This is a genomic window from Caulobacter rhizosphaerae (assembly GCF_010977555.1).
In the GTDB taxonomy this organism is placed as follows: Bacteria; Pseudomonadota; Alphaproteobacteria; order Caulobacterales; family Caulobacteraceae; genus Caulobacter; species Caulobacter rhizosphaerae.
Genome location: NZ_CP048815.1, coordinates 449,259 through 469,259 on the forward strand (window position 1 = coordinate 449,259; position 20,001 = coordinate 469,259).

18 protein-coding genes are annotated in these 20,001 nt (G+C 69.9%); 11 read left to right on the forward strand and 7 right to left on the reverse strand.

All coding sequences use genetic code 11. The features are described from left to right. Positions 1-8 precede the first annotated feature (8 nt). Positions 9-3,425 (forward strand): M1 family aminopeptidase, encoded by a 3,417-nt coding sequence (locus G3M57_RS02010; protein WP_163228525.1) that lies wholly within the window; start codon positions 9-11, stop codon positions 3,423-3,425. On the opposite strand, the gene ccrA is transcribed toward G3M57_RS02010, so the two are convergent. Continuing rightward, positions 3,409-4,692 carry a crotonyl-CoA carboxylase/reductase gene (ccrA, locus tag G3M57_RS02015; RefSeq protein ID WP_163228526.1) on the reverse strand — a complete coding sequence of 428 codons (1,284 nt, stop codon included), beginning with the start codon at positions 4,690-4,692 and terminating at the stop codon, positions 3,409-3,411. The two genes, G3M57_RS02010 and ccrA, sit on opposite strands and share 17 nt — an antisense overlap. A gap of 284 nt (positions 4,693-4,976) precedes the next feature. Between ccrA and G3M57_RS02020 the strand changes: the two genes are divergently transcribed. From G3M57_RS02020 to G3M57_RS02035, 4 genes are all read left to right on the forward strand, one after another. Next, positions 4,977-5,717 (forward strand): enoyl-CoA hydratase/isomerase family protein, encoded by a 741-nt coding sequence (locus tag G3M57_RS02020; protein WP_230983749.1) that lies wholly within the window; start codon positions 4,977-4,979, stop codon positions 5,715-5,717. A gap of 392 nt (positions 5,718-6,109) precedes the next feature. Next, the gene (locus tag G3M57_RS02025; protein WP_156402172.1) at positions 6,110-6,235 is read left to right on the forward strand and encodes a hypothetical protein; all 126 of its coding nucleotides are present in this window, start codon (positions 6,110-6,112) and stop codon (positions 6,233-6,235) included. Between the two features lie 22 nt (positions 6,236-6,257). Then, positions 6,258-6,590 carry a DUF6481 family protein gene (locus G3M57_RS02030; RefSeq protein WP_056754339.1) on the forward strand — a complete coding sequence of 111 codons (333 nt, stop codon included), beginning with the start codon at positions 6,258-6,260 and terminating at the stop codon, positions 6,588-6,590. A 12-nt stretch (positions 6,591-6,602) separates the two neighbouring features. After that, positions 6,603-6,851: a hypothetical protein gene (locus tag G3M57_RS02035; protein WP_056754336.1), complete on the forward strand. Its 249-nt coding sequence runs from the start codon at positions 6,603-6,605 to the stop codon at positions 6,849-6,851. 9 nt (positions 6,852-6,860) lie between these two features. Here G3M57_RS02035 and G3M57_RS02040 read toward each other — a convergent pair whose 3' ends face one another. Further along, positions 6,861-7,712: a hypothetical protein gene (locus G3M57_RS02040; protein ID WP_163228527.1), complete on the reverse strand. Its 852-nt coding sequence runs from the start codon at positions 7,710-7,712 to the stop codon at positions 6,861-6,863. Positions 7,713-7,930: 218 nt separating this feature from the next. On the opposite strand from G3M57_RS02040, the gene G3M57_RS02045 reads away from it, so the two are divergent. Together G3M57_RS02045 and G3M57_RS02050 are read left to right on the forward strand one after the other, a co-directional pair. Further along, positions 7,931-10,519, forward strand: coding sequence for a glycoside hydrolase family 3 C-terminal domain-containing protein (locus G3M57_RS02045; RefSeq protein ID WP_230983750.1), 2,589 nt, complete (start codon positions 7,931-7,933; stop codon positions 10,517-10,519). Between the two features lie 68 nt (positions 10,520-10,587). Next, positions 10,588-11,259 (forward strand): phytanoyl-CoA dioxygenase family protein, encoded by a 672-nt coding sequence (locus G3M57_RS02050; protein WP_163228529.1) that lies wholly within the window; start codon positions 10,588-10,590, stop codon positions 11,257-11,259. Positions 11,260-11,289: 30 nt separating this feature from the next. On the opposite strand, the gene G3M57_RS02055 is transcribed toward G3M57_RS02050, so the two are convergent. Further along, the gene (locus G3M57_RS02055; RefSeq protein ID WP_056754319.1) at positions 11,290-12,381 is read right to left on the reverse strand and encodes a glycosyltransferase family 4 protein; all 1,092 of its coding nucleotides are present in this window, start codon (positions 12,379-12,381) and stop codon (positions 11,290-11,292) included. Then, positions 12,381-13,211, reverse strand: a complete 831-nt coding sequence (locus tag G3M57_RS02060; RefSeq protein ID WP_056754316.1) for a UDP-2,3-diacylglucosamine diphosphatase — start codon at positions 13,209-13,211, stop codon at positions 12,381-12,383. Before G3M57_RS02060 ends, G3M57_RS02055 begins: the two co-directional genes overlap by 1 nt. 262 nt (positions 13,212-13,473) lie before the next feature. Between G3M57_RS02060 and G3M57_RS02065 the strand changes: the two genes are divergently transcribed. Continuing rightward, positions 13,474-14,103, forward strand: a complete 630-nt coding sequence (locus G3M57_RS02065) for a TetR/AcrR family transcriptional regulator (RefSeq protein WP_163228530.1) — start codon at positions 13,474-13,476, stop codon at positions 14,101-14,103. A 248-nt stretch (positions 14,104-14,351) separates the two neighbouring features. Here the strand turns inward: G3M57_RS02065 and G3M57_RS02070 are convergent, their stop codons facing one another. Together G3M57_RS02070 and G3M57_RS02075 are read right to left on the reverse strand one after the other, a co-directional pair. Next, on the reverse strand, positions 14,352-14,729 hold the full coding sequence (locus tag G3M57_RS02070) for a hypothetical protein (RefSeq protein ID WP_057185804.1): 378 nt from the start codon (positions 14,727-14,729) through the stop codon (positions 14,352-14,354). 249 nt (positions 14,730-14,978) lie between these two features. After that, positions 14,979-15,446: an Lrp/AsnC family transcriptional regulator gene (locus G3M57_RS02075; RefSeq protein ID WP_163228531.1), complete on the reverse strand. Its 468-nt coding sequence runs from the start codon at positions 15,444-15,446 to the stop codon at positions 14,979-14,981. A 118-nt stretch (positions 15,447-15,564) separates the two neighbouring features. Here G3M57_RS02075 and G3M57_RS02080 point away from each other — a divergent pair, with 118 nt between their 5' ends. Further along, the gene (locus tag G3M57_RS02080; protein ID WP_056754458.1) at positions 15,565-15,816 is read left to right on the forward strand and encodes a DUF6356 family protein; all 252 of its coding nucleotides are present in this window, start codon (positions 15,565-15,567) and stop codon (positions 15,814-15,816) included. A 69-nt stretch (positions 15,817-15,885) separates the two neighbouring features. Here G3M57_RS02080 and G3M57_RS02085 read toward each other — a convergent pair whose 3' ends face one another. Next, positions 15,886-16,833 carry an IS110 family RNA-guided transposase gene (locus G3M57_RS02085; protein ID WP_163228532.1) on the reverse strand — a complete coding sequence of 316 codons (948 nt, stop codon included), beginning with the start codon at positions 16,831-16,833 and terminating at the stop codon, positions 15,886-15,888. A 382-nt stretch (positions 16,834-17,215) separates the two neighbouring features. Between G3M57_RS02085 and G3M57_RS02090 the strand changes: the two genes are divergently transcribed. Beyond that, the gene (locus G3M57_RS02090) at positions 17,216-18,649 is read left to right on the forward strand and encodes an amino acid permease (protein WP_056754305.1); all 1,434 of its coding nucleotides are present in this window, start codon (positions 17,216-17,218) and stop codon (positions 18,647-18,649) included. A gap of 178 nt (positions 18,650-18,827) precedes the next feature. After that, on the forward strand, positions 18,828-19,976 hold the full coding sequence (locus G3M57_RS02095; RefSeq protein WP_163228533.1) for an acyl-CoA dehydrogenase family protein: 1,149 nt from the start codon (positions 18,828-18,830) through the stop codon (positions 19,974-19,976). Positions 19,977-20,001 lie beyond the last annotated feature (25 nt).

Sequence of the window (20,001 nt, forward strand, 5' to 3'; positions counted from 1 at the left end):
CAAGCGGTTTGTGGAAGGCCATACGGTCCGGGGCGCGCGTCGCCCTGGCCAGCGCACGGCGCGCGGCCCACGTCGCCCTGTTCGAGATCGGCCGCCAGATCCGCCAGCCTCTGTTCTGGGTGGCCGGCGCGCTGTTCTTCGCCTTCGCCGTGATGCTGATGTCGACGCACGGGATCCTGGGCTCGGCCGTCACCGCGCGCAACGCGCCGCCGGAGCTGTCCAAGGCCGTCGTCGTCCTCAGCGTCTTCTACCTGGCGGTGGTGGTGGCCATGGCCGGCGACGCGGCCTTGCGCGACGCGCGCAGCGGCTTCGAGCCCATCCTGCGCGCCACGCCGGTGCGACGGTTCGAACACCTGCTGGGACGTTGGATCGGCGCGCAGGTCGCGGCCAACCTCGCCTTCCTGGTCGGCCTGTCGGGCCTGATCGCCGGCGTGTTCGCGCCCTGGACCGACAAGGCCGCGGTCGGCGCTTTCGACCTGGCCCAGACCTTGGTGGTGGTCATGGTCGTGGCCGTTCCCACCGTCGCGGCCCTGACCTCGCTGTGCTTCGCCCTGGCCGCCGGGCTGCGCTCGGTGACCGCGGTCTATGTGACCGTGATCGTGCTGTGGGTGCTGGCGCTGCGGGCCGTCAGTCTCTCGCAGCAACTGCATGGATGGTGGTTCACCGCCGTCTCGCTGGTCGAGCCGTTCGGGCTGATCGCCCTGCGCGCCGACCTCGGCGACCTGGATCCCGCCCTGCGGGCCGCGGCGGCGGTGCGGTGGGGCGGTTATCTGGTTGACAACCGCCTGGCCTGGGCCGCGCTGTCGACCGGTCTGGTCGGGCTGGCCCTGCTGTTCGAGCGCATCGACGACCTCGCCCGGCTGCGACGCTCGCCCGCCGCGGTCTCGGCCATGGCCGCGCCGATGGCCTGGCCGCGCGTCGCGCCTCGGTTCGACGCGGCCATGCGCCTGGTCCAGTTCCGCGCCCGCCTGGCCTGGGAGCTGCGGATGCTGCTGCGCAGCCCGTCCCTGCTGATCCTGATCGCGCTGTCGGCCCTGCTGTCGTTCTGGAGCCTGTGGAGCGCCGGCGAGATCAACGAGGTTCCGGCCCTTCCGGCCACCCGGATTCTGGCCGCCGATCTGGGCAAGTGGTTCACCCTGATGGGGCTGATCGTCTGCACCTTCTACGCCGGCGAGCTGGTCTGGCGGGATCGGGACCTTCAGGCCGGCGAGATGATCGACGTGTCGCCCGTTCCCGACGCCTGCCTGATGGCGGCCAAGGTGCTGGCCATGGGCGTCGTGGTGCTGCTGCTGGGCGCGACCGGCGTGGTGTCGGCCTTCGCCGTGCAGACGGCCAAGGGCTATTTCGACGGCCGCCCCGACCTTTACCTGTCGATGATGGTGCTGCCGATCGGCGGCGCCTTGATGGTGATGGTCGCCGGCTCGATCGCGGCGGCGGCGCTGTCGCCCAATCGCTATGTCGCCTGGGGCGTGACGGGCGCGGTGATCGGCGTTGCGTTCGTCACCTCCAGCTACGGCGTCGATCATCCGTTGCTGGTGTTCCTGGCTGGGCCTTCGAACAGCCTGTCCGAGATGAACACGGCCGGCGACGGGACCCACGCCGGCGACTGGATCAATCTCTACTGGTCGCTGTGGATGGGAATCGCGCTGCTGGCCGCCTGGCTGGTCTGGCCGCGGGGACGCCCCGCGCCGTGGCGGGCCCGTCGCGACCAGGCCCTTCGCCGCCTGCGCGGTCCGGGCGGCTGGATCGCCGGCGGCCTGGCGGCGGCGCTGCTGGCGGTCGGCGGCTTCGTCTTCCTCAACGTCAACGTCTGGAACAGCTACACCGCCAAGCCGCAGGCGGAGGCCCAGACCGCCGACTGGGAGCGCGCGGTGCGGCCCTATGTCGGCCTGCCCGAGCCGACGATCGTCGCGGTGACCCTGCGCGTGGACATCCGGCCGCGCCGGCCCAGCCTGGTCGCCGAGGGGACCTATGTGATCGAGAACCGCACGGGCCAGGCGCTGAGGACGATCCATGTCGACATGCCGGGCGGGCTGGACCGGTCGACCCTGGACGTCGAGGGCGCGACCCGGACGTCCAACCCCTACGGCCTGGCCGTCCTGCGCCTGGACCGGCCCATGGCGCCCGGCGAGCGCCGTCGTCTGCGGTTCCGTTCGGAGATCACGCCGCGCGGCTTTGGCGACGATGGCGGCCAGACGGCCATCGTCGAGAACGGGACCTTCCTGCAGAGCTGGCTCTTCGCGCCCAGCATGGGCGTGCGGACCCAAGGATTTCTGACCGACGCGGACGCTCGCCGTCGCCAGGGCCTGCCGGCCGAACGCGTCGAGTTCGAGCCGTCGGATCCGCGCGCCACGCGCCAGAACGACGTCCATGCCGACTGGGCGACGTCGGACATCACCGTGGTCACCGACGCCGACCAGACGCCGATCGCGCCGGGTCGGCTGGTGGCCAGCGGCGTGGCGGACGGACGGCGCACCGCGCGGTTCGTCTCGGACCAGCCGATCCTGACGGCCTTCTCGATCCAGTCGGCGCGCTACGCCGTGCGCCGCGCCGAGCACGGCAAGGTGGCCATCGCGATCTATTACCACCCGGGACACCAGGCCAATGTCGAACGGATGATCAAGGCGGTCGAGGGCGGGCTGGACGTCTTCCAGGTGCAATTCGGCCCCTACCAGTTCGACGATCTGCGGATCGTCGAGTTCCCGGCCTATGGGGACTACGCCCAGTCGTTCGCGGGCACGATCCCGTTCTCCGAGAACATCGGCTTCGTGGCCGACATGCGTGACCCGAAGGGCTTCGACTATGTGACCAACGTCACCCTGCACGAGCTGGCTCACCAGTGGTGGGCGCACCAGGTGATCGGGGCGGACGCCAAGGGCGCGCGCCTGCTGTCGGAGGGACTGGCCGAGTATAGCGCCTTCATGGCCCAGAGCCGGCTGCAGGGTCCGGCCATGGCGAACAAGGGCCTGTGGAACGCGTTTCAGCTCTACCAGCAAGGAGCCGCCGAGCGCACGGGCCCCCAGCAGTCGGTGGCGCGGGTCACCGACCAGAATTTCGTCGCCTATTACCGCTCGGCCCTGGTGCTGGAGAGCGTGCGCGACCTGGTGGGCGAGGCGGCCCTGCACGCCGCCTTGCGCGAGTTTCTTGTGGCCCACCGGTTCAAGGGCGCGCCCTACGCGACCAGCGAAGACCTGATGGCCGTGTTGCGCCGCCATTGTCCGCCTGAGTCATGGGGACAGGTCGAACGCCTGTTCCGGGGCGACGGCGCCCCGCCGCTGACGTTCTACGGCGGGCTGGACGATGTCGTGGCGGCGATCAAGGCCCAGGCGCCTGAAGCGAAGGTCACCGCCGGCGGACCTCCTGACGCCAAGTCGCCTAAGGCGGCGCCGGGCAGGGCGAAGGTGGCCGCTACAGCCCCCCGCTGATCTCCACCACCTCCTGGAACGTCCGCAGGCCTGGCCGCTGGGCGCAGACCAGCACGGCCATGTTGCCGGGCAGGTGCTGGTTGGCCAGCATCTTCTCGTGGGCGGCGGGGATGTCGTTCCAGGGGAAGACTTCCGACAGGCAGGGGTCCACCCGCCGGTCGATGACCAGCTGGTTGGCGGCGCTGGCCTGCATCAGGTTGGCGAAGTGGCTGCCCTGGACGCGCTTCTGGCGCATCCACAGGAAGCGGGCGTCCATGGTCAGGTTGAAGCCGCTGGTGCCGGCGCAGATGGCCACCATGCCGCCGCGCTTGACCACGAACACGCTGACCGGGAAGGTCTGCTCTCCAGGGTGCTCGAACACCAGGTCGACGTCGCGGTTGCCGGTGACCTGCCAGATGGCTTTGCCGAACTTGCGGCTTTCCTTCATGTAGTCGGCGAATTCGGAGCCGTTGACCTTGGGCAGCTGGCCCCAGCAGTTGAATTCCTTGCGGTTCAGCACCGCCTTGGCGCCCATGCTCCTCACATAGTCGATCTTGTCGTCGTCGCTGACCACGCCGATGGCGTTGGCCCCGACCACGGCGGCCAGCTGCACGGCGAACACGCCCAGGCCGCCCGAGGCCCCCCAGACCAGCACGTTCTGGCCGGGCTTCAGTTCGTGCGGCTTGTGGCCGAACAGCATGCGGTAGGCGGTGGCCAGGGTCAGGGTGTAGCAGGCGGCCTCTTCCCAGGTCAGGTGCCGGGGCCGCGGCATCAGCTGGCGCGACTGCACCCGGCAGAACTGGGCGAAGCTGCCGTCCGGGGTCTCGTAGCCCCAGATCCGCTGGCTGGACGAGAACATCGGGTCGCCGCCGTTGCACTCCTCGTCGTCGCCGTCATCCTGGTTGCAGTGGATGACCACCTCGTCGCCGAGCTTCCAGCGCTTGACCTTGGCGCCGACCTTCCAGACGATCCCCGAGGCGTCGGACCCGGCCACGTGGTAGGCCTGCTTGTGGCCGTCCAGCGGGCTGATCGGCTCGCCCAGCGCGGCCCAGACGCCGTTGTAGTTGACGCCCGCGGCCATCACCAGCACCAGCACCTCGTCCTCGCCGATCTCCCAGGTGGGCACGACCTCGACCTGCATGGCCTGGGACGGCTTGCCATGGCGCTCCTTGCGGATGGCCCAGGCGTACATGGTCTTGGGCACATGGAAGGCCGGCGGGATCTCGCCGATCTCGTAGAGGTCCTTCAACTCGGGCGCGTTCCCGGTCTGGGCCAGCGTGTCGGTCATCTCACTCCCCGGTCTCTTCGGCGCTGCAACACGAACGCTCGAACGGCTTCCTGCGCTCCGTGGACCATTCCGCCGGCTCGGAACCCGGCGTCGGTCCATCCTTACGGCCTCCGCGCGCGATGTTCAGCCGCCAAGGTCGGCCCAGGCTGTGACAAGCGTTTAACTCTGGCAAGGGAAAGTTGTTGCGTCGCAGCATGGTTGCGCATGAAACGACCGTCGTCCGCGCCGACCAAGAAGGAACGGCTCAGCTTTCCAAACCAGCCCTCATCCGCCACGTTCGACCGATGAGCGCGATGATCCACGTCAGCCGCCCCACCGGCTCGATCCTGCTGCTGGAGCTGGACGCCCCGCCGGCCAACGCCCTGGGGCTGGCCGTGCGGGCCCAGCTGGTCAAGATCCTAGACGAGATCGCCACCGACGACGAGGTTCGCGCGGTGGTGCTGACCGGCCGGGGCGGGGTGTTCTGCGCCGGCGACGACCTGCGCGAGGCTCATGGACGGACCGCGCCCGACGCCCTGGCGGCGGTCGAAAACTTCAACCGGCTGATGGACTGGATCGAGGCCCTGCGCGTGCCGCTGATCGCCGCCATCGACGGCTGGTGCTTCGGCGGCGGGCTGGAGCTGGCCCTGGCCTGCGACATCCGCCTGGCCAGCGACCGCGCGGTGTTCGCCGCCTCCGGGGTCAATATCGGGCTGATGGCCTCGGTCACGCGCCTGCCCCGGCTGATCGGCCCGGCGCGGGCCAAGGCCCACCTGCTGACCGGCGCCCAGTTCGGCCCCGAACGGGCCCTGGCCGACGGGATCGTCACCGCGGTGCACCCGCCCGAGCGCCTGCTGCCCGAAGCCTTCCACCTGGCCGAATGGATCGCCTCGCGCGCGCCCCTGGCGGTGGAGGCCACCAAGCGCGTCGTCGACGGCCGGTCCTATGTCGAGGAGGAGCTGCCGGCCCTGGTGGCCAGCGCCGACCACCGCGAGGCGATCGCCGCATTCATGGCCAAGCGCTCGGCGCTGTTCCGGCGAGGATGACCCCAATCGGCGGGACGTGGGAACGTATTTCCAACGGCCGGTCCCGCAACCGTGCTAAACTCTCCCAAAGGCGCTAGGACGCGCCCTCGACGAGTTCCAGCCCGCTTGGCGGGCCGTCTCGACGCACCCCGGAAAGGGGTCGCATGACCGTCAGTCGCCACGACCAGCGCCCTTCACGGACCTGATATCGCCGTTCACCGCGCGCGCCGTCGCGCGCGGCCTCTCTGTCGAAAAAGGAACGCTCCTTGTCCAAAGGCAATCGTGAAGTCCGCAAGCCCAAGACCGCCAAGCCCAAGGTGATCGCCGCCGCCGCGCCGACCCTGCTGTCGCCGCTGGGCGGCAAGAAGAAATAGCCGTCGCGTTCCCGTCGCCCCCGATCGAAGGAGACTTCCATGAAGACCTATCCCGGAACCCGCCCCACGGGGCCCAAGGGCCTCAACGATCCCCGCTCGACCGGTAATCAGCCCACGCGGCCCCGGCCGATCGACCCTGACGCCCTGCGCGGCACCAAGACCTGAGCCCTCCAATGAAGAGCACGACATGAACGAGACCAAGGGCGCCCGGTTGGCCGACCGGCTGAAGACGGCCGCCGAGGCCAAGCAGGCGCTGCTGGCCAAGTTCAAGCCCAGGCCGGCGGCCGCCGACCCGCTGTTCGGCGAGCGCGGCGTCGCGGCGGCGGCCGAGCTGAAGGCCGTCCGCGCCGAACGCCAGGCGGTCCGCACCGTCAAGAAGAAGGCGGCCGACGCCGTCGCCGCCGGGGCGGCGGTCGCGGCCGTCGAGCGCGCCGAACGCAAGCGGGCCAAGGCCCCCACCGAGGCCGAGGCCAAGGACAAGCGCGACGCCAAGTACGCGGCCCGCAAGGCGCGCCGCTGATGGCCCCTGTTGATGTCTAAGCGCGCCCCCGTTCCGGTCTCGCCGTTCGGCTCGCAGGACTATGAGCTGCTGTGCGACAACCTGGTCACCCTGCGCGAGGCCCATATCCGCTCGCGCCACGCCCGGCCGATGCGGGTGGGCGACCTGTGCACGCTCACCCAGGATGGCGAGGTCTACGAGCTGGTGGTCACCGACTTCACCGATCGCGGCGGCGAGGGCTGGAGCGTCCGCTGCCGGATCATCGAGGCGCTCCGCCGCTGATGTCCGAGCCTACATCGACTTGATCAGCGCCCATTGCGCCATCCGCGCCTTGGCGCGTTCGCAGAGACGCGGCGTGCGCGAGACGTCCGGACCGCCGCACCAGGACGCCAGGGCTTCGGCCCCCTCGTCGGTGGTGAAATCGACGATCGCGGCGTCCATCAGGGCATATCGATCGGCCGAGGGCGAAGGCGGCTCCAGCCATGTGAAATGGGCCGCGGACATCAGGGCGTCCTTGGCCGTCCAGACGTAGATCGTCGAGGGCGGCTGACCCGCGCGGTTCATCAGCCAGGCCCGTTCGGCGACCTTCATGACGAGCTCCGCGGGTCCAGCGACCCGAACCTCGGCGGGATCCCTCTGGCTCGGCGGGATGTCGGCGCCGGGCATGGGATTGCCACGGATCTCTTCCTGGAACCAGGCGGCCGAAATCTGGGCGGCGGTCAGGAAGCGCACATAGGCCTTGTGGTCGCCCCAGGCGCAGCCGTTCACCTGCTGGTGCATGCCTTCCGAATTCACGAACGTGGATTTGATCAGCACGGCGGGATGGGCCGGGTGGCCCGGTTGGGTGAACACGTAGATCCTGTCCTCGCCATCCACGGGATAGACCGCCACCTTGGCCCACACCGTTGAAGCGTCAGGAAGATCGTTCGACGGTTCGGCGGCCTGCAGCGCCTCATAGCCGGGCTGATTCCTCGACCGGGCCTTGGCGTAGTCGAGGAAGGCGTTGTAGCGGGCGGCGCAGTTGGGGCTGGTCGTGTCGACGGCGCCCTGGACCCTTCCATAGGGCTCGAAGACGGATTTCGGCGCGGGTTTGCAACCGGCGACCAGGCTGAGCGCGCACAGCGCCACGACGGATGAAAACAAGGATGACCCCATGCCGGCAGTGGGGCACGGGCAAACCGGCCCGGGCAAGGGCGAAGCTTTAAGGTACCGGTACCTTTTTGCTGTTCCGGATCCCCAGCTTATGTCTACATAATCCCTGACACCGGTGTCGTGCCGGCCAAGACGACCTTGCAAGGTCGCGGGACGAGGGGAAACGCGTGAAGCCTTCAACGATCAGACCGTCGAGCTGCGCGCTCGCCTTGGCCCTTTCCCTGGCGTCCGGCGCCGCCTGCGCCCAGGCCCCCGCCGCCTTCCTCGACCCGGCCCTGAAGCCGGAAGCCCGCGCCGCGGCCCTGGTCTCGGCCATGACCCTGGAGGAGAAGGCCGGCCAGTTGAAGCACGCCGCCCCGGCCATTCCGCGCCTCTCCGTCCCGGCCTACAACTGGTGGAGCGAGGGGCTGCACGGCGTGGCTCGGGCCGGGGAGGCCACGGTGTTCCCGCAGGCCATCGGCATGGCCGCCACCTGGGACGCGCCGATGATCCACGGGATCGCCGACACCATCGCCACCGAGTTCCGGGCCAAGTACGTCGCGACGCGCGCGGCGGACGGCGGCTCGGCCCAGTATCGCGGCCTGACCGTCTGGTCGCCCAACATCAACATCTTCCGCGATCCGCGTTGGGGCCGGGGCCAGGAGACCTGGGGCGAGGATCCGCACCTGACGGCCGAGATGGGCGTGGCCTTCGCCACCGGCCTGCAGGGCGACGACCCGGCCTATTACAAGACCGTGGCCACGGCCAAGCACTTCGCGGTGCACAGCGGCCCCGAGGCCGACCGCCACCGCGACGACGTCCACCCCTCGGCCCACGACCTGGAGGACACCTACCTGCCGGCCTTCAAGGCCCTGGTCACCCAGGCCCGGGTGGAGTCGGTGATGTGCGCCTACAACGCCGTCGACGGCGTCCCGGCCTGCGCAAACACCGCCCTGCTGGCCGACCGGCTGCGGCGGGACTGGGGCTTTTCCGGCCATGTGGTCTCGGACTGCGCGGCGATCGCCGACGTCTTCCTGCCCACCTCGCACGGCTATGTGAAGACCGCCGAGCTGGCCGTGGCCGCCAGCCTGAAGGCGGGGACCGACCTGTTCTGCGGCGAGTTCGGGCCGGACAAGAGCAGCGACGTCGCGCCGATCGTCAAGGCGGTGCAAGACGGGCTGGTCGACCAGGCCCTGCTGGACCAGGCCGTGCGGCGGCTGTTCGTCGCCCGCCTGAAGTTGGGCCTGTTCGACCCGCCCGAGCGCGTGCCGTACTTCAAGATCACCGCCGCCCAGAACGACACGCCCGAGCACCGCGCCCTGTCGCTGGAGGCCGCCAAGGCCTCGCTGGTGCTGCTGAAGAACAATGGCCTGCTGCCGCTGAAGGCCGCCCCCGCCCGGATCGCGGTGATTGGTCCCAACGCCGATAGCCTGGACGCTCTGGTCGGCAATTATAATGGCACGCCGTCCCGACCGGTCACCGTGCTGGCGGGGCTGCGCGAGCGATTCCCCGGCGCGAAGATCGAAGTCGTCGAGGGCAGCGGCTGGACCGAGGCGCCGCGCGAGGCCGTGCCGGACTCGGCGCTGAAGGACCTGACGGTCGAAACCTTCCAGGGGCTGGACCTTGAAGGGCCGGCGACGGCGCCGCAGCCGGCGACCAACGCGGCCTTCGGCTGGGGGCGGCCCCAGCGCCAGGCGCGCCAGACCTCGATGCGCTGGACCGGGGTGCTGACCTCGACCGAAACCGGCGTCCACCGCTTCTCGGTCAGCGGCGAGGGCGGCTACCGGGTGATCGTCGACGGCCGGACCGTGGTCGACGCCTGGACCCGGGCCCCCGACTCCGCCCCCGACGGCCAGGTCGTGCTGACGGCCGGCAAGGCCCACGCGATCATCGTCGAGGCCAACCAGGCCGGCTCGCGCGGCGACCTGCGCCTGCAATGGAGCCGGCCCAGCCGAGGGGCTGACGCCGCCGTGGCCGCGGCCAGGGCCGCCGACCTGGTGGTCTTCGTCGGCGGGCTGACCGCCAAGCTGGAAGGCGAGGAGATGTCGGTGCGGGCCAAGGGCTTCGCCGGCGGCGACCGCAACAGCCTGGACCTGCCCGCCGCCCAGGAGGGCCTGCTGGAGCGCCTGCACGCGACCGGCAAGCCCATCATCCTTGTACTGATGAATGGCTCGGCCCTAAGCGTGAACTGGGCCGACGCCCACCTGCCGGCCATCGTCGAGGCCTGGTATCCGGGCGGCGAGGGCGGTCGCGCGGTGGCCGGTCTGCTGGCCGGCGACTTCAGTCCGGCCGGCCGCCTGCCGGTGACCTTCTATCGGTCCGCCGACCAGTTGCCGCCGTTCAAGGACTACGGCATGGCCGGCCGCACCTACCGCTATTTCGCCGGCGAGGCGCTATATCCGTTCGGCCATGGCCTCAGCTACACGCGGTTCGCCTATGGCAAGCCGGTGCTGGAGCGGGCGACGGTGAAGGCGGGCCAGACCCAGGGCGTCGAGGTCGAGGTCACCAATCGCGGCGAGCGCGACGGCGACGAAGTGGTCCAGCTCTACGTGTCGCGCGACGCGCCCGGCGCGCCGGTGCGGTCGCTGCAAGGCTTCCAGCGGATCCATCTGAAGGCCGGCGAGACCCGCCGCGTGCGGTTCGCGCTGGACGGGGCGGCGATGAGCGTCGTCGGACCTGACGGGACGCGGTCGATCGCCGCCGGTCCGGTGAGGCTGTGGATCGGCGGCGGCCAGCCGTTGGCGCGGCCGGGCCTGGCCGCGCCGGCCGGCGTCGAGGCGCGGTTCGTCGTCGAAGGCGGTCGGACGGCCGCGGACTGACCCGCCGGTGGACGGCGCCGCGCGGCGGGGGCAGGATCGCGGCGATCTCCCGCCGGTTCCGGAGCGCCATGAGCCAAACCCTGACGCCCGCCAAGGTCGCCCCGCTCGAGGCGGACCAGGCCGCGGCCCTGGACCGCGACGGTTACCTGCTGCTGCGCGGCGTCGTGCCCGAGGCCTGGCGCGCCGCCCTGCGCGACGCCTTCGACGCCGGCGTCGGTCTGCCCGAACAATGGGCCGCGCCGCGCAGTCCCGACTGGCGCCACGCCCTGGTCGATCTGGATCCCACGGTGCAGCGGACCTGCCGGCTGCCGTCCCTGCTGGCGGCGGCGGGGCGGATGCTGGGCGGGCCGTTCTTCCTCTGCCAGGTGGAGGGGCGCGAGCCGCTGGCGGACGGCGGCCACCAGCCGCTGCATCGCGACGGGGCCGGCCAGAAGGCGGTGGCGGCCCTGGTGTTCCTCGATCCCTACGGGCCCGACAACGGCGCCACCCGCCTGGTGCCGCGCCTGCTCGACCCGGGCGGGCCGGACGACGAGGCCCTGTCCATCGTCCTGGCGGGCGAGGCGGGCGACATCCTGGTGTTCGACGCCGACCTGCTGCACGGGGCCACCCGCAACCGCTCCGGCGCGCGGCGGCGCTCGCTGCTGCTGAGCTTCAAGCCCGAACGCGACCGGGCGGACGAGGAGGCCTGCCGCGCCGTCCGCAACGTGCGCATGGACCGCAGCGAGGCGTTCGTCGTGTGAGCGGGGAGGCGCGTCTCGAGCACCGCCGCCTCAGGCGGCGGGCTTGCGCCTCAGCCGCGCCAGGCGCCGCAGCCGGCGCCAGAAGCGGGTCTTTTCCGGCTCGGGATAGGGCTGCAGGTTCTTGTAGAACTCCTCGGCGCAGGCCCGCCACGAGAAGCCCTCGGCGAACTTGCGCACCGCCGTGTGGTCGATGTCCAGGCACGCCAGGCAGGCCTCGCGCAGGCCGTCGGTCTGGCCGGGGGCCAGCACGCCGGCGCCGGAGCCGGGGATGATGTCGATCGGACCGGGGGCCGAGAACGCCGCCACCGGCACGCCGGCGGCCATGGCCTCCAGGATCACCAGGCCGAAGGTGTCGGTCAGGGACGGGAAGCAGAACACGTCGGCGCAGGCGAAATAGCGGCCCAGCTCCTCGCCGAACTTGGCGCCGGTGAACACCACGTCCGGATATTTCTCGGCCAGCTCCTCGCGCTGGGGGCCGTCGCCGACGATCACCTTGGTGCCGGGCAGGTCCAGGCTGGCGAAGGCCTCGATGTTCTTCTCGACGGCCACGCGGCCGACATTGAGGAAGATCGGCCGGGCCAGGCCCTCGAACACGTCGGGCTCGCCTTCCTGGCGGGGGCGGAACACGTCGGTGTCGACGCCGCGGGTCCAGGGCGAGATGTTGCGGAAGCCGTGGCGGATCAGCTCGTCGCGCATGGTCGGGGTGGCGACCATCAGCCGGCCCGACGGCTTGTGGAACCAGCGCATGTAGGTGTAGCCGGCCGACAGCGGCAGCGGCAGGCGGGCCGACACATATTCGGGAAAGCGCGTGTGGTAGCTGGTGGTGAACGGCAGCTTCCATTCCAGGCAGATGCGGCGGGCGGCCAGGCCGATCGGCCCCTCGGTGGCGATGTGGATCGCCTCCGGCTCGAACGACTTGAAGCGCTCCATCACCGGCTCGTAGGCCCCGATGGCCAGCTTGATCTCCGGATAGGTCGGCAGCGGGAAGGTGGGGAACTGGTCGGGGCTGACGACGTCGACCTCGTGGCCCATGGCTTTCAGCTCGGCCATCACCTTGGTGAGGGTCCGGACCACGCCATTGACTTGCGGTTCCCAGGCATCGGTGGCGAGTAGTATCCGCATCAGGCGGCGGCTGGCTCCGCTATCGGGGGCTCGAGGGTGAGCGCCCGCGCCCGGTCGATCACCGACCAGGACCTAAGCTTGGACCATTCCAGGATTTCGAGCCGTCCGTCCATATGTTCCACCAGCGCGGTGCAGCTTTCCACCCAATCGCCGTCGTTGACATAGAGCACGCCGTCGATCTCGCGCATCTCGGCCTTGTGGATATGGCCGCAGATCACGCCGTCGACGCCGCGACGACGGGCTTCGTCGGCGACCGCGGCCTCGAAATTCTCGATGAACTGCAGGGCGTTCTTCACCTTGACCTTCAGATAGGCCGAAAGACTCCAGTAGCCGAACCCCAGCTTGCGGCGTGCGCGGTTGAGCAAGGTGTTCAGCATCAGGATGGTCCTATAGGACCAGTCGCCCAGGAAGGCCAGCCACTTGGCGTGCTGCACCACCCCGTCGAACTCGTCGCCGTGCACCACCAGGTAGCGCTTGCCGTCGGCCGCCTCGTGGATCACGTCGCGGACCACCACCACCCCGCCGAAGTGGACGCCGCAGAAGTCGCGCACCCGGTCGTCGTGGTTGCCGGGCACGTAGATCACCTCCACGCCCTTGCGCGCCAGGCGCAGGATTTTCTGCACCACGTCGTTGTGGCTCTGCGGCCAGTGCCAACCGCTGCGCAGCTTCCAGCCGTCGATGATGTCGCCCACCAGGTAGAGCTTGTCGCATTCGACATGGCGGATGAAGTCCAGCAGCAGCTCGGCCTGGCAGCCGCGGGTGCCCAGGTGCACGTCGCTGATGAAGATCGAGCGGTAGCGGCGAATCTCGATGTCGGTGTCGGTGACCATGGCTTGCCCCTCCGGCGGTCTGGTCGGCGTTCCAGTCCGGTCCCCCCGGACCGGTCGCGGCCCCGATCCTGTCGGAGCGCTCAAGGGCGGCGATTAAGCTGATTGCATGTCGCTTTCGTGAAACGGGGCGCCGCCCGTCACGCGGCGCGGCGCCGCACCGACGCCCGAAATTTGACCATCGGATGAAACTTGCCGGACGGGTGAAGCTTTGCCGGCCCTGGGCTGTTGCAGCGCAACATGGCTTTGGACTAGACCAGGGTTCATGGACGCCGCCCGCCTCGCCAAGGATACGCCCAAGTCGCTCAAGACCCGGGCGAGGATTCTCGACCACGCGATGCGGCTGATCGCCGAGATCGGCTATTACGCCGCGACCAATCCGGTGATCGCCGACGCGGCGGGGCTGACGCGCGGGGCGATGCTCTACCACTTCCCCAGCCGCGAAGCCCTGGTCGAGGCGGCCGTGGCCCACGTCCAGGCCGAGCGCTCGGCCCTGTTCCGCGCCGCCGCCGACGCCCTGCCGCCGGGCGCCGACGTCACCGAGCACGCCATCGACAGCTACTGGGACCTGCTGCACACCGTGCCGTTCCTGGCCTTCGCCGAGCTGGAGGCCGCCGGCCGCACCGACCCGGCCGTCCAGGCCCTGCTGGCCCCGGCCCAGGCCGAGTTCGACCGCGCCCAGGCCGGCGACCACTTCCTGAAGATCCTCCACGCCGGCGCCGGCCCGAGGTTCCAGGCCTCGCGCGACCTGGCGCGGTTCATGCTGGAAGGCCTGGCCCGGGCCTCGCTGACCTACGACAGCGACGGCCGGCGCGAGCGGCTGCTGATGCTGATCAAGCGGGCCACGCACATGCTGAACCGCAAGGGCGACGTGCAGGATCTCTGGCCGGACTAGGCGGCGAAACCGGGTTTCGGCTCGCGTCGAGCCGGGGACGCGCACTCATGGCAAGGCGTTGGTCGGGTCGCCGGGGCGTCTGGCGTGAGTGCGTGTCCCCACCTTGATCTGCTGCGTCCGGCCTTTCTTCACGGCGAGCGATCCAGCCGCCGGGATGGCGTTGGGTACAGGCACGCACCTCAAGGCTTCGGCAAGCTTGCGGACGCGCTGTCCTGCGTGCCTGTCCCCGGGCGGCTGGCGAGTCGCCCTCACAACCGCGCCCGCCCGCCGCCCTTTAGCTTTTCCAGCGCCCGGCGCGAGAGCTCGGCCTGGGCGGCGGCGGGGGCGCGGGCGGCGACCAGGGCTTCGGCGGCCAGGCCGGGCGCCATCACCCGGGCCAGCATTTCGGCCTTGGCCGCGACATTGGCGTCGGCTTTCGACTCCTTCGGGGTGATCAGCGCCACCTTGCGGGCCTGGGCGGCCAGCTCGCCGATGGCCCTGAGCCGCTCACGGACCCGCTTGATCTCGGCGGGATCGTCGCAGTGCTCGAGAATCGCCCAGGCGGCGTCGAGGGCGGCCATCAGCTTGGTCTGCAGGGCCTGGCGCCAGGCCAGGGACGGGGCGGGGGTGTGTTGGGTCTGGGTCATGACCAGAAGTGTGCGCCCGCCCCGGAGGGTGGGGGCAGGAAACGTGCGTTTTCGTGCAGCGCCTTGATTTCGTTGACGCCGGGGTTGGATTTCGCGGGGATAGACGACCGTGACGCAGCCGGGGACACGCCCTTGCGGCGTGTCCCCTTCGGCCGGCGCGGCGCCGCACGTCCTGACCTTCCGGGATGAAGGTGGGGACACGCCGCGAGGGCGTGTCCCTGGCCGCGGCCCTGTGGATAACTTTCGCGGTTACCCCAGCGAAATCGGCAGGGCCGTCGTGAACTTGATCTGCTCCATGGCGAAGCTGGACGACACGTCGGTCAGCGGGGCGGTGGCGATCAGGCGGCGGTAGAAGCGGTCATAGGCGGCGATGTCGCGCACCACGACCTTGAGCAGGTAGTCGACATCGCCGCTCATCCGGTAGAACTCGACCACCTCGGGCAGGGCCTTGGCGCCGGCCGCGAAGGTCGCCAGCCAGTCCTCGTCGTGGCGGCCGGTCTTGACCGCCACGAACACCGTCAGCGGCAGGTCCAGGGCGTCGCGGTCGATCAGGGCGACGCGTGCGGTGATCACCCCGCTATCCTGCAGCCGCTTGACCCGCTTCCAGCACGGCGTCTGCGACAGGCCCACCCGTTCGGCCAGCTCGGCGATGGGGACGGTGGCGTCCTGCTGCAGGATGGCCAGCAGGCGGCGGTCGATCTGGTCCAGCGAAATCATTCTCTATCCGGCCGCCATTTGAGAATTCAGTTCTCCAAACCTGTCACGGCGCGGCGATTGAGACCATGTCATTCTCGCCAGGCGAGGCATCATGGAACGAGGTTTCCTGGGGCCCGTCATGCTCGATCTCTTCACCCGCCACCCCCGCTCGGTCGACGAGACCTATGGCGAGCACATGGCCGTGGCCTGGAGCTTCGCCGTCCCGATGCTGCTGGGCGGCGTGGCCTGTTTCGTCCACGGGATCTTCCCGTTCCTGTTCGAGACCACCGGCAGCCGCTGCGTGAAGCTGCTCTACACCCGGATCGCCAACCGGGGCCGCAAGGCCGACGCCGAACTGCCCAACTGGGCGGCCTTCGACGCGGTGATCTGAGCTAACGTTCCTTCTCCCCTTGCGGGAGAAGGTGGCGGCCGAAGGCCGACGGATGAGCAACCATGTTGATCAGGCGTGGCGAACCCAGGGCTGCTGTCGCTTGAGGACGAGGTTTGCGGCTTCGACGAGTTTTCGCATGACGGCGACGATGGCGACCTTGGGCGGTTTGCCGGCGGCCAGGAGGCGATCGGCGAAGATCTTGAAGGCGGCATCGAAGCGCTTGGCGGCGATGGCGGCCAGATAGAGCATGCGGCGAGGTCGGCTTCGACCGCCGCCGATGAAGCTCTGGCCCTTCCATTGGCCCGACTGGCGGTCGAAGGGAGCCACGCCCAGCAGGCTGGCGGGCTGGCCGCGCTTGAGGGCGCCCAGCTCGGGCATGCGGATCACCAGGCTGGCGGCCACCAGCGGCCCGACACCTGGCAGAGACCGCAGCAGCGTCCAGCGGGCCAGAAGGTCGGGCCAGGCCTTGAGCGCGGCCAGGATCTCGCGCGCCAGCCGGGCCTTCAGCCGCGCCAGGCTCTGGATCTGCTCGCCCAGGCTGGCGGCCAGATCGGGCAGGGTCACATGCTCCATGAAGGTCTTCAGCTGGGCGGCCTGGTCGCTGATCTGCTCGTAGGCCGTCAGGCGTTCGGCCAGATGGGCCAGGCGCGGGTCCTGGGCCGCCCGCACCGTGTCCACCTGCGCCGTCGCCGCCGCGATCAGCGCCGCATCCAGCCGGTCGGTCTTGGCCCGCCGCCGCTTGAGGCGCGCGAACAGCTTCACCTCCAGCGGCTGGTGCACCACCACCTCCAGCCCCGCCGCCTCAAGTCTGGCCCGCACGCCGCGCTCGTAGCCCGCCGTCGCCTCCAGCCCCACGCGTCTGACGCCGCGTTCCGCCAGCCAGGCGATCAGCCCTTCCCAGCCCGCTGCGTCGTTGGCCACCCGATGCTGCTCGGCCCTGCCGAGCACGGCCGCATCCAACTGGCGCTTGCCCACATCGATCCCGGCGATCGTTGTGCTAGACTTGTTCCTATCCATCGATCCCATCCTTGTGGCTCCGGACCCATACGTCCCTGCAACCATCCGGGTCATGGATATGCCAGCGGCGACCAGGCTCACCCGCAGCGCCAAAACGCTCAGGGGTTATCGGTCCCTCCGCCGGCGGTCCGCCTGGTGCTGAGAACACCAGGCGGACGTCCCGGAAGACACCAGCAGCTTACCGCTTCTCCAACAGACAAGGGGTCGATAGGCGATCGCCGAAAGATTCCAAATACACCGTCGGACACGTCGGCGAGACCCCTCATCCGACCTGCTTTGCAGGCCACCTTCTCCCGCAAGGGGAGAAGGAAGGTGAAATTCTCCCCCTTGGCGGCGGCGCGTCGCTAGCCCATCGTCCCCGGCAAAGAGTCGGGAGAAGAACTTGAGCATCTGGAACCGCCGCAAGGCGATCGACACGGCGAGCGGCGACCCCGCCCACGCGCTGAAGAAGACCCTGAGCTGGTACCACCTGGTGGCCCTGGGCGTCGGGGCCATTGTCGGCACCGGCATCTACGCCCTGACCGGCGTCGGGGCGGGGCTGGCCGGGCCGGGCGTGATGCTGTCGTTCCTGATCGCCGGGGCGGTCTGCGCCTGCGCGGCCCTGTGCTACGCCGAGCTGTCGACCATGATCCCGGCCTCGGGCAGCGCCTATACCTACAGCTATGTGGCCATGGGCGAGCCGGTGGCCTGGTTCGTGGGCTGGAGCCTGATCCTCGAATACACCCTGGTCTGCGCGGCCGTGGCCGTCACCTGGTCGGCGCATGCGGCGGGCCTGTTCCGGATGGCCGGCTTTCCGGAATTCCTGCTGGCGGGGCCGCACGTCGAGCTGGCCGACGGGACGCATGGCCTGATCAACCTGCCCGCCGTGATCATCTCTTTCGTCGTCGCCGGCCTGCTGGCCGTGGGCAGCCGGGAAAGCGCCACGATCAACATGGTGCTGGTGGTCATCAAGATCGCGGCCCTGGCCCTGTTCGTGGCCCTGTGCCTGCCGGCGTTCGACGCCAGCCATTTCACGCCGTTCATGCCCAAGGGGTTCGCCGCCCACACGGTCGAGGGGAGCGGTCCCAACGGGATCAAGGTGGGGGTCATGGCCGCCGCCAGCCTGATCTTCTTCGCCTTCTACGGCTTCGACGCGGTGTCGACCGCCGCCGAGGAGACCAAGAACCCCAAGCGCGACCTGACCATCGGCATCGTCGGCTCGATGCTGGCCTGCACCCTGATCTACATGCTGGTGGCCGGCGTCGCGATCGGGGCCTCGCGGGCCGAGGTGTTCTCCAAGAGCGAAGCGCCGCTGGTGTTCATCCTGGAAACCCTTGGCCATCCGAAGATGGGCGAACTGGTGGCCCTGGCGGCGGTGGTCGCCCTGCCGACCGTCATCCTGGCCTTCATGTACGGCCAGAGCCGGATCTTCTTCGTGATGGCGCGCGACGGCCTGCTGCCCCCGGCCCTGTCGCGGGTAAATCCCAAGACCGGCACGCCGGTGTTGATGACCCTGCTGACCGGCGCCCTGGCGGCCGTGCTGTCGGGCCTGCTGTCGCTGAAGGACCTCGCCGAGCTGGCCAACGCCGGCACCCTGGCGGCCTTCATCGCGGTGGGGCTGTCGGTGATCATCCTGCGGGTGCGCGACCCGGGCCGGCCGCGGATGTTCTCCACCCCGCTGTGGCAAGTGGTGGCGCCGGGGGCCATCCTGGGCTGCCTGTACCTGTTCTACAGCCTGCCGGCCAAGACCCAGCTCTACTTCCTGTACGCTCATGGCGTCGGAGCGCTGGTCTATCTGGCCTACGGGATGCGCAAGAGCGTGCTGGCGCGGGCCTAGGGCCGATCGCGCGACATGGGAAATCGCGCGGCTCGCCCAGGCTCCTGTTTCGCGTCGCCTTTGCGGAAAGCCGGTCTCGGCTTTTCCGCGCGAGGCTTTGGCCCGACCGCCCTCTTCCCTTCGTGCGTTCCGCCGCTACAGTCTGCTCAAAACAGATGTTTGAAGCGGAAGGAACGCCATGGCCCTGGACCTCGAGACCCGCGAGCAGCTGATCGACACGGTGCGGCGTTTCGTCGCTGAGCGGCTGCGCCCGATCGAGGCCAAGGTCGCCGAGGACGACGCCGTGCCCGCCGAGATCATCGAGGAGATGAAGGGCCTGGGCCTGTTCGGCCTGTCGATCCCAGAAGCGTTCGGCGGCCTGGGCCTGAACATGGAGGAAGAGTGCCTGGTCGGCATCGAGTTGGGCCGCGCCTCGCCGGCCTTCCGCTCGGTGTTCGGCACCAATGTCGGCATCGGCAGCCAGGGGCTGGTGATGTTCGGGACCGACGAACAGAAAGCCAAGTGGCTGCCCGGCGTCGCCTCCGGCGAGATCGTCACCTCGTTCGCCCTGACCGAGGCCGAGGCCGGGTCCGACAGCGCCGCCGTCCAGACCCGGGCCGTGCTGGACGGCGACGACTATGTGCTGAACGGCAACAAGCGGTTCATCACCAACGCCGGCAAGGCCTCGCTGTTCACGGTGATGGCCCGCACCAATCCCGAGGTGAAGGGCGGCTCGGGCGTCTCGGCCTTCCTGGTCCCGCGCGACCTGCCGGGCCTGAGCGTCAGCAAGCCCGAGAAGAAGATGGGCCAGCAGGGGGCCCATATCCACGACGTGACCTTCGACAATGTCCGCGTGCCGGCCTGGAACCGGCTGGGCGAGGAGGGCGAGGGCTTCAAGGTGGCCATGCAGGTGCTGGACCGCGGGCGGCTGCACATCGCCGGGGTCTGCGTGGGCGTGGCCGAGCGCCTGCTGGCCGACTGCGTGGCCTATGCCAGCGAGCGCAAGCAGTTCGGCCAGCCGATCGCCAGCTTCCAGCTGATCCAGGCGATGATCGCCGACAGCAAGACCGAGGCCCTGGCGGCCCGGGCCCTGGTGCTGGAGACCGCCCGCAAGCGCGACGCCGGCGAGGGCGTGACCCTGGAGGCGGCGGCCGCCAAGCTGTTCGCCTCGGAAATGGTCGGGCGGGTGGCCGACCGGGCGGTGCAGATCTTCGGCGGGGCCGGCTATGTCGCCGACTACGGCATCGAGCGGCTGTATCGCGACGTGCGGATCTTCCGGATCTACGAGGGCACCAGCCAGATCCAGCAGCTGGTCATCGCCCGCGAGACGCTGAAGCGGGGCGGGTAGGGGATTTGCCGCCGGGGACAGGCAC

What these genes read in the sequence shown, in the direction of transcription:
- G3M57_RS02075 (WP_163228531.1), bottom strand. Translation starts at nt 15,446, where the DNA reads ATGATTTCGCTGGACCAGATCGACCGCCGCCTGCTGGCCATCCTGCAG.
- G3M57_RS02030 (WP_056754339.1), top strand. Translation starts at nt 6,258, where the DNA reads ATGAACGAGACCAAGGGCGCCCGGTTGGCCGACCGGCTGAAGACGGCC.
- G3M57_RS02070 (WP_057185804.1), bottom strand. Translation starts at nt 14,729, where the DNA reads ATGACCCAGACCCAACACACCCCCGCCCCGTCCCTGGCCTGGCGCCAG.
- G3M57_RS02050 (WP_163228529.1), top strand. Translation starts at nt 10,588, where the DNA reads ATGAGCCAAACCCTGACGCCCGCCAAGGTCGCCCCGCTCGAGGCGGAC.
- ccrA (WP_163228526.1), bottom strand. Translation starts at nt 4,692, where the DNA reads ATGACCGACACGCTGGCCCAGACCGGGAACGCGCCCGAGTTGAAGGAC.
- G3M57_RS02025 (WP_156402172.1), top strand. Translation starts at nt 6,110, where the DNA reads ATGAAGACCTATCCCGGAACCCGCCCCACGGGGCCCAAGGGCCTCAAC.
- G3M57_RS02035 (WP_056754336.1), top strand. Translation starts at nt 6,603, where the DNA reads ATGTCTAAGCGCGCCCCCGTTCCGGTCTCGCCGTTCGGCTCGCAGGAC.
- G3M57_RS02055 (WP_056754319.1), bottom strand. Translation starts at nt 12,381, where the DNA reads ATGCGGATACTACTCGCCACCGATGCCTGGGAACCGCAAGTCAATGGC.
- G3M57_RS02095 (WP_163228533.1), top strand. Translation starts at nt 18,828, where the DNA reads ATGGCCCTGGACCTCGAGACCCGCGAGCAGCTGATCGACACGGTGCGG.
- G3M57_RS02065 (WP_163228530.1), top strand. Translation starts at nt 13,474, where the DNA reads ATGGACGCCGCCCGCCTCGCCAAGGATACGCCCAAGTCGCTCAAGACC.
- G3M57_RS02020 (WP_230983749.1), top strand. Translation starts at nt 4,977, where the DNA reads ATGAGCGCGATGATCCACGTCAGCCGCCCCACCGGCTCGATCCTGCTG.
- G3M57_RS02085 (WP_163228532.1), bottom strand. Translation starts at nt 16,833, where the DNA reads ATGGATAGGAACAAGTCTAGCACAACGATCGCCGGGATCGATGTGGGC.
- G3M57_RS02060 (WP_056754316.1), bottom strand. Translation starts at nt 13,211, where the DNA reads ATGGTCACCGACACCGACATCGAGATTCGCCGCTACCGCTCGATCTTC.
- G3M57_RS02080 (WP_056754458.1), top strand. Translation starts at nt 15,565, where the DNA reads ATGCTCGATCTCTTCACCCGCCACCCCCGCTCGGTCGACGAGACCTAT.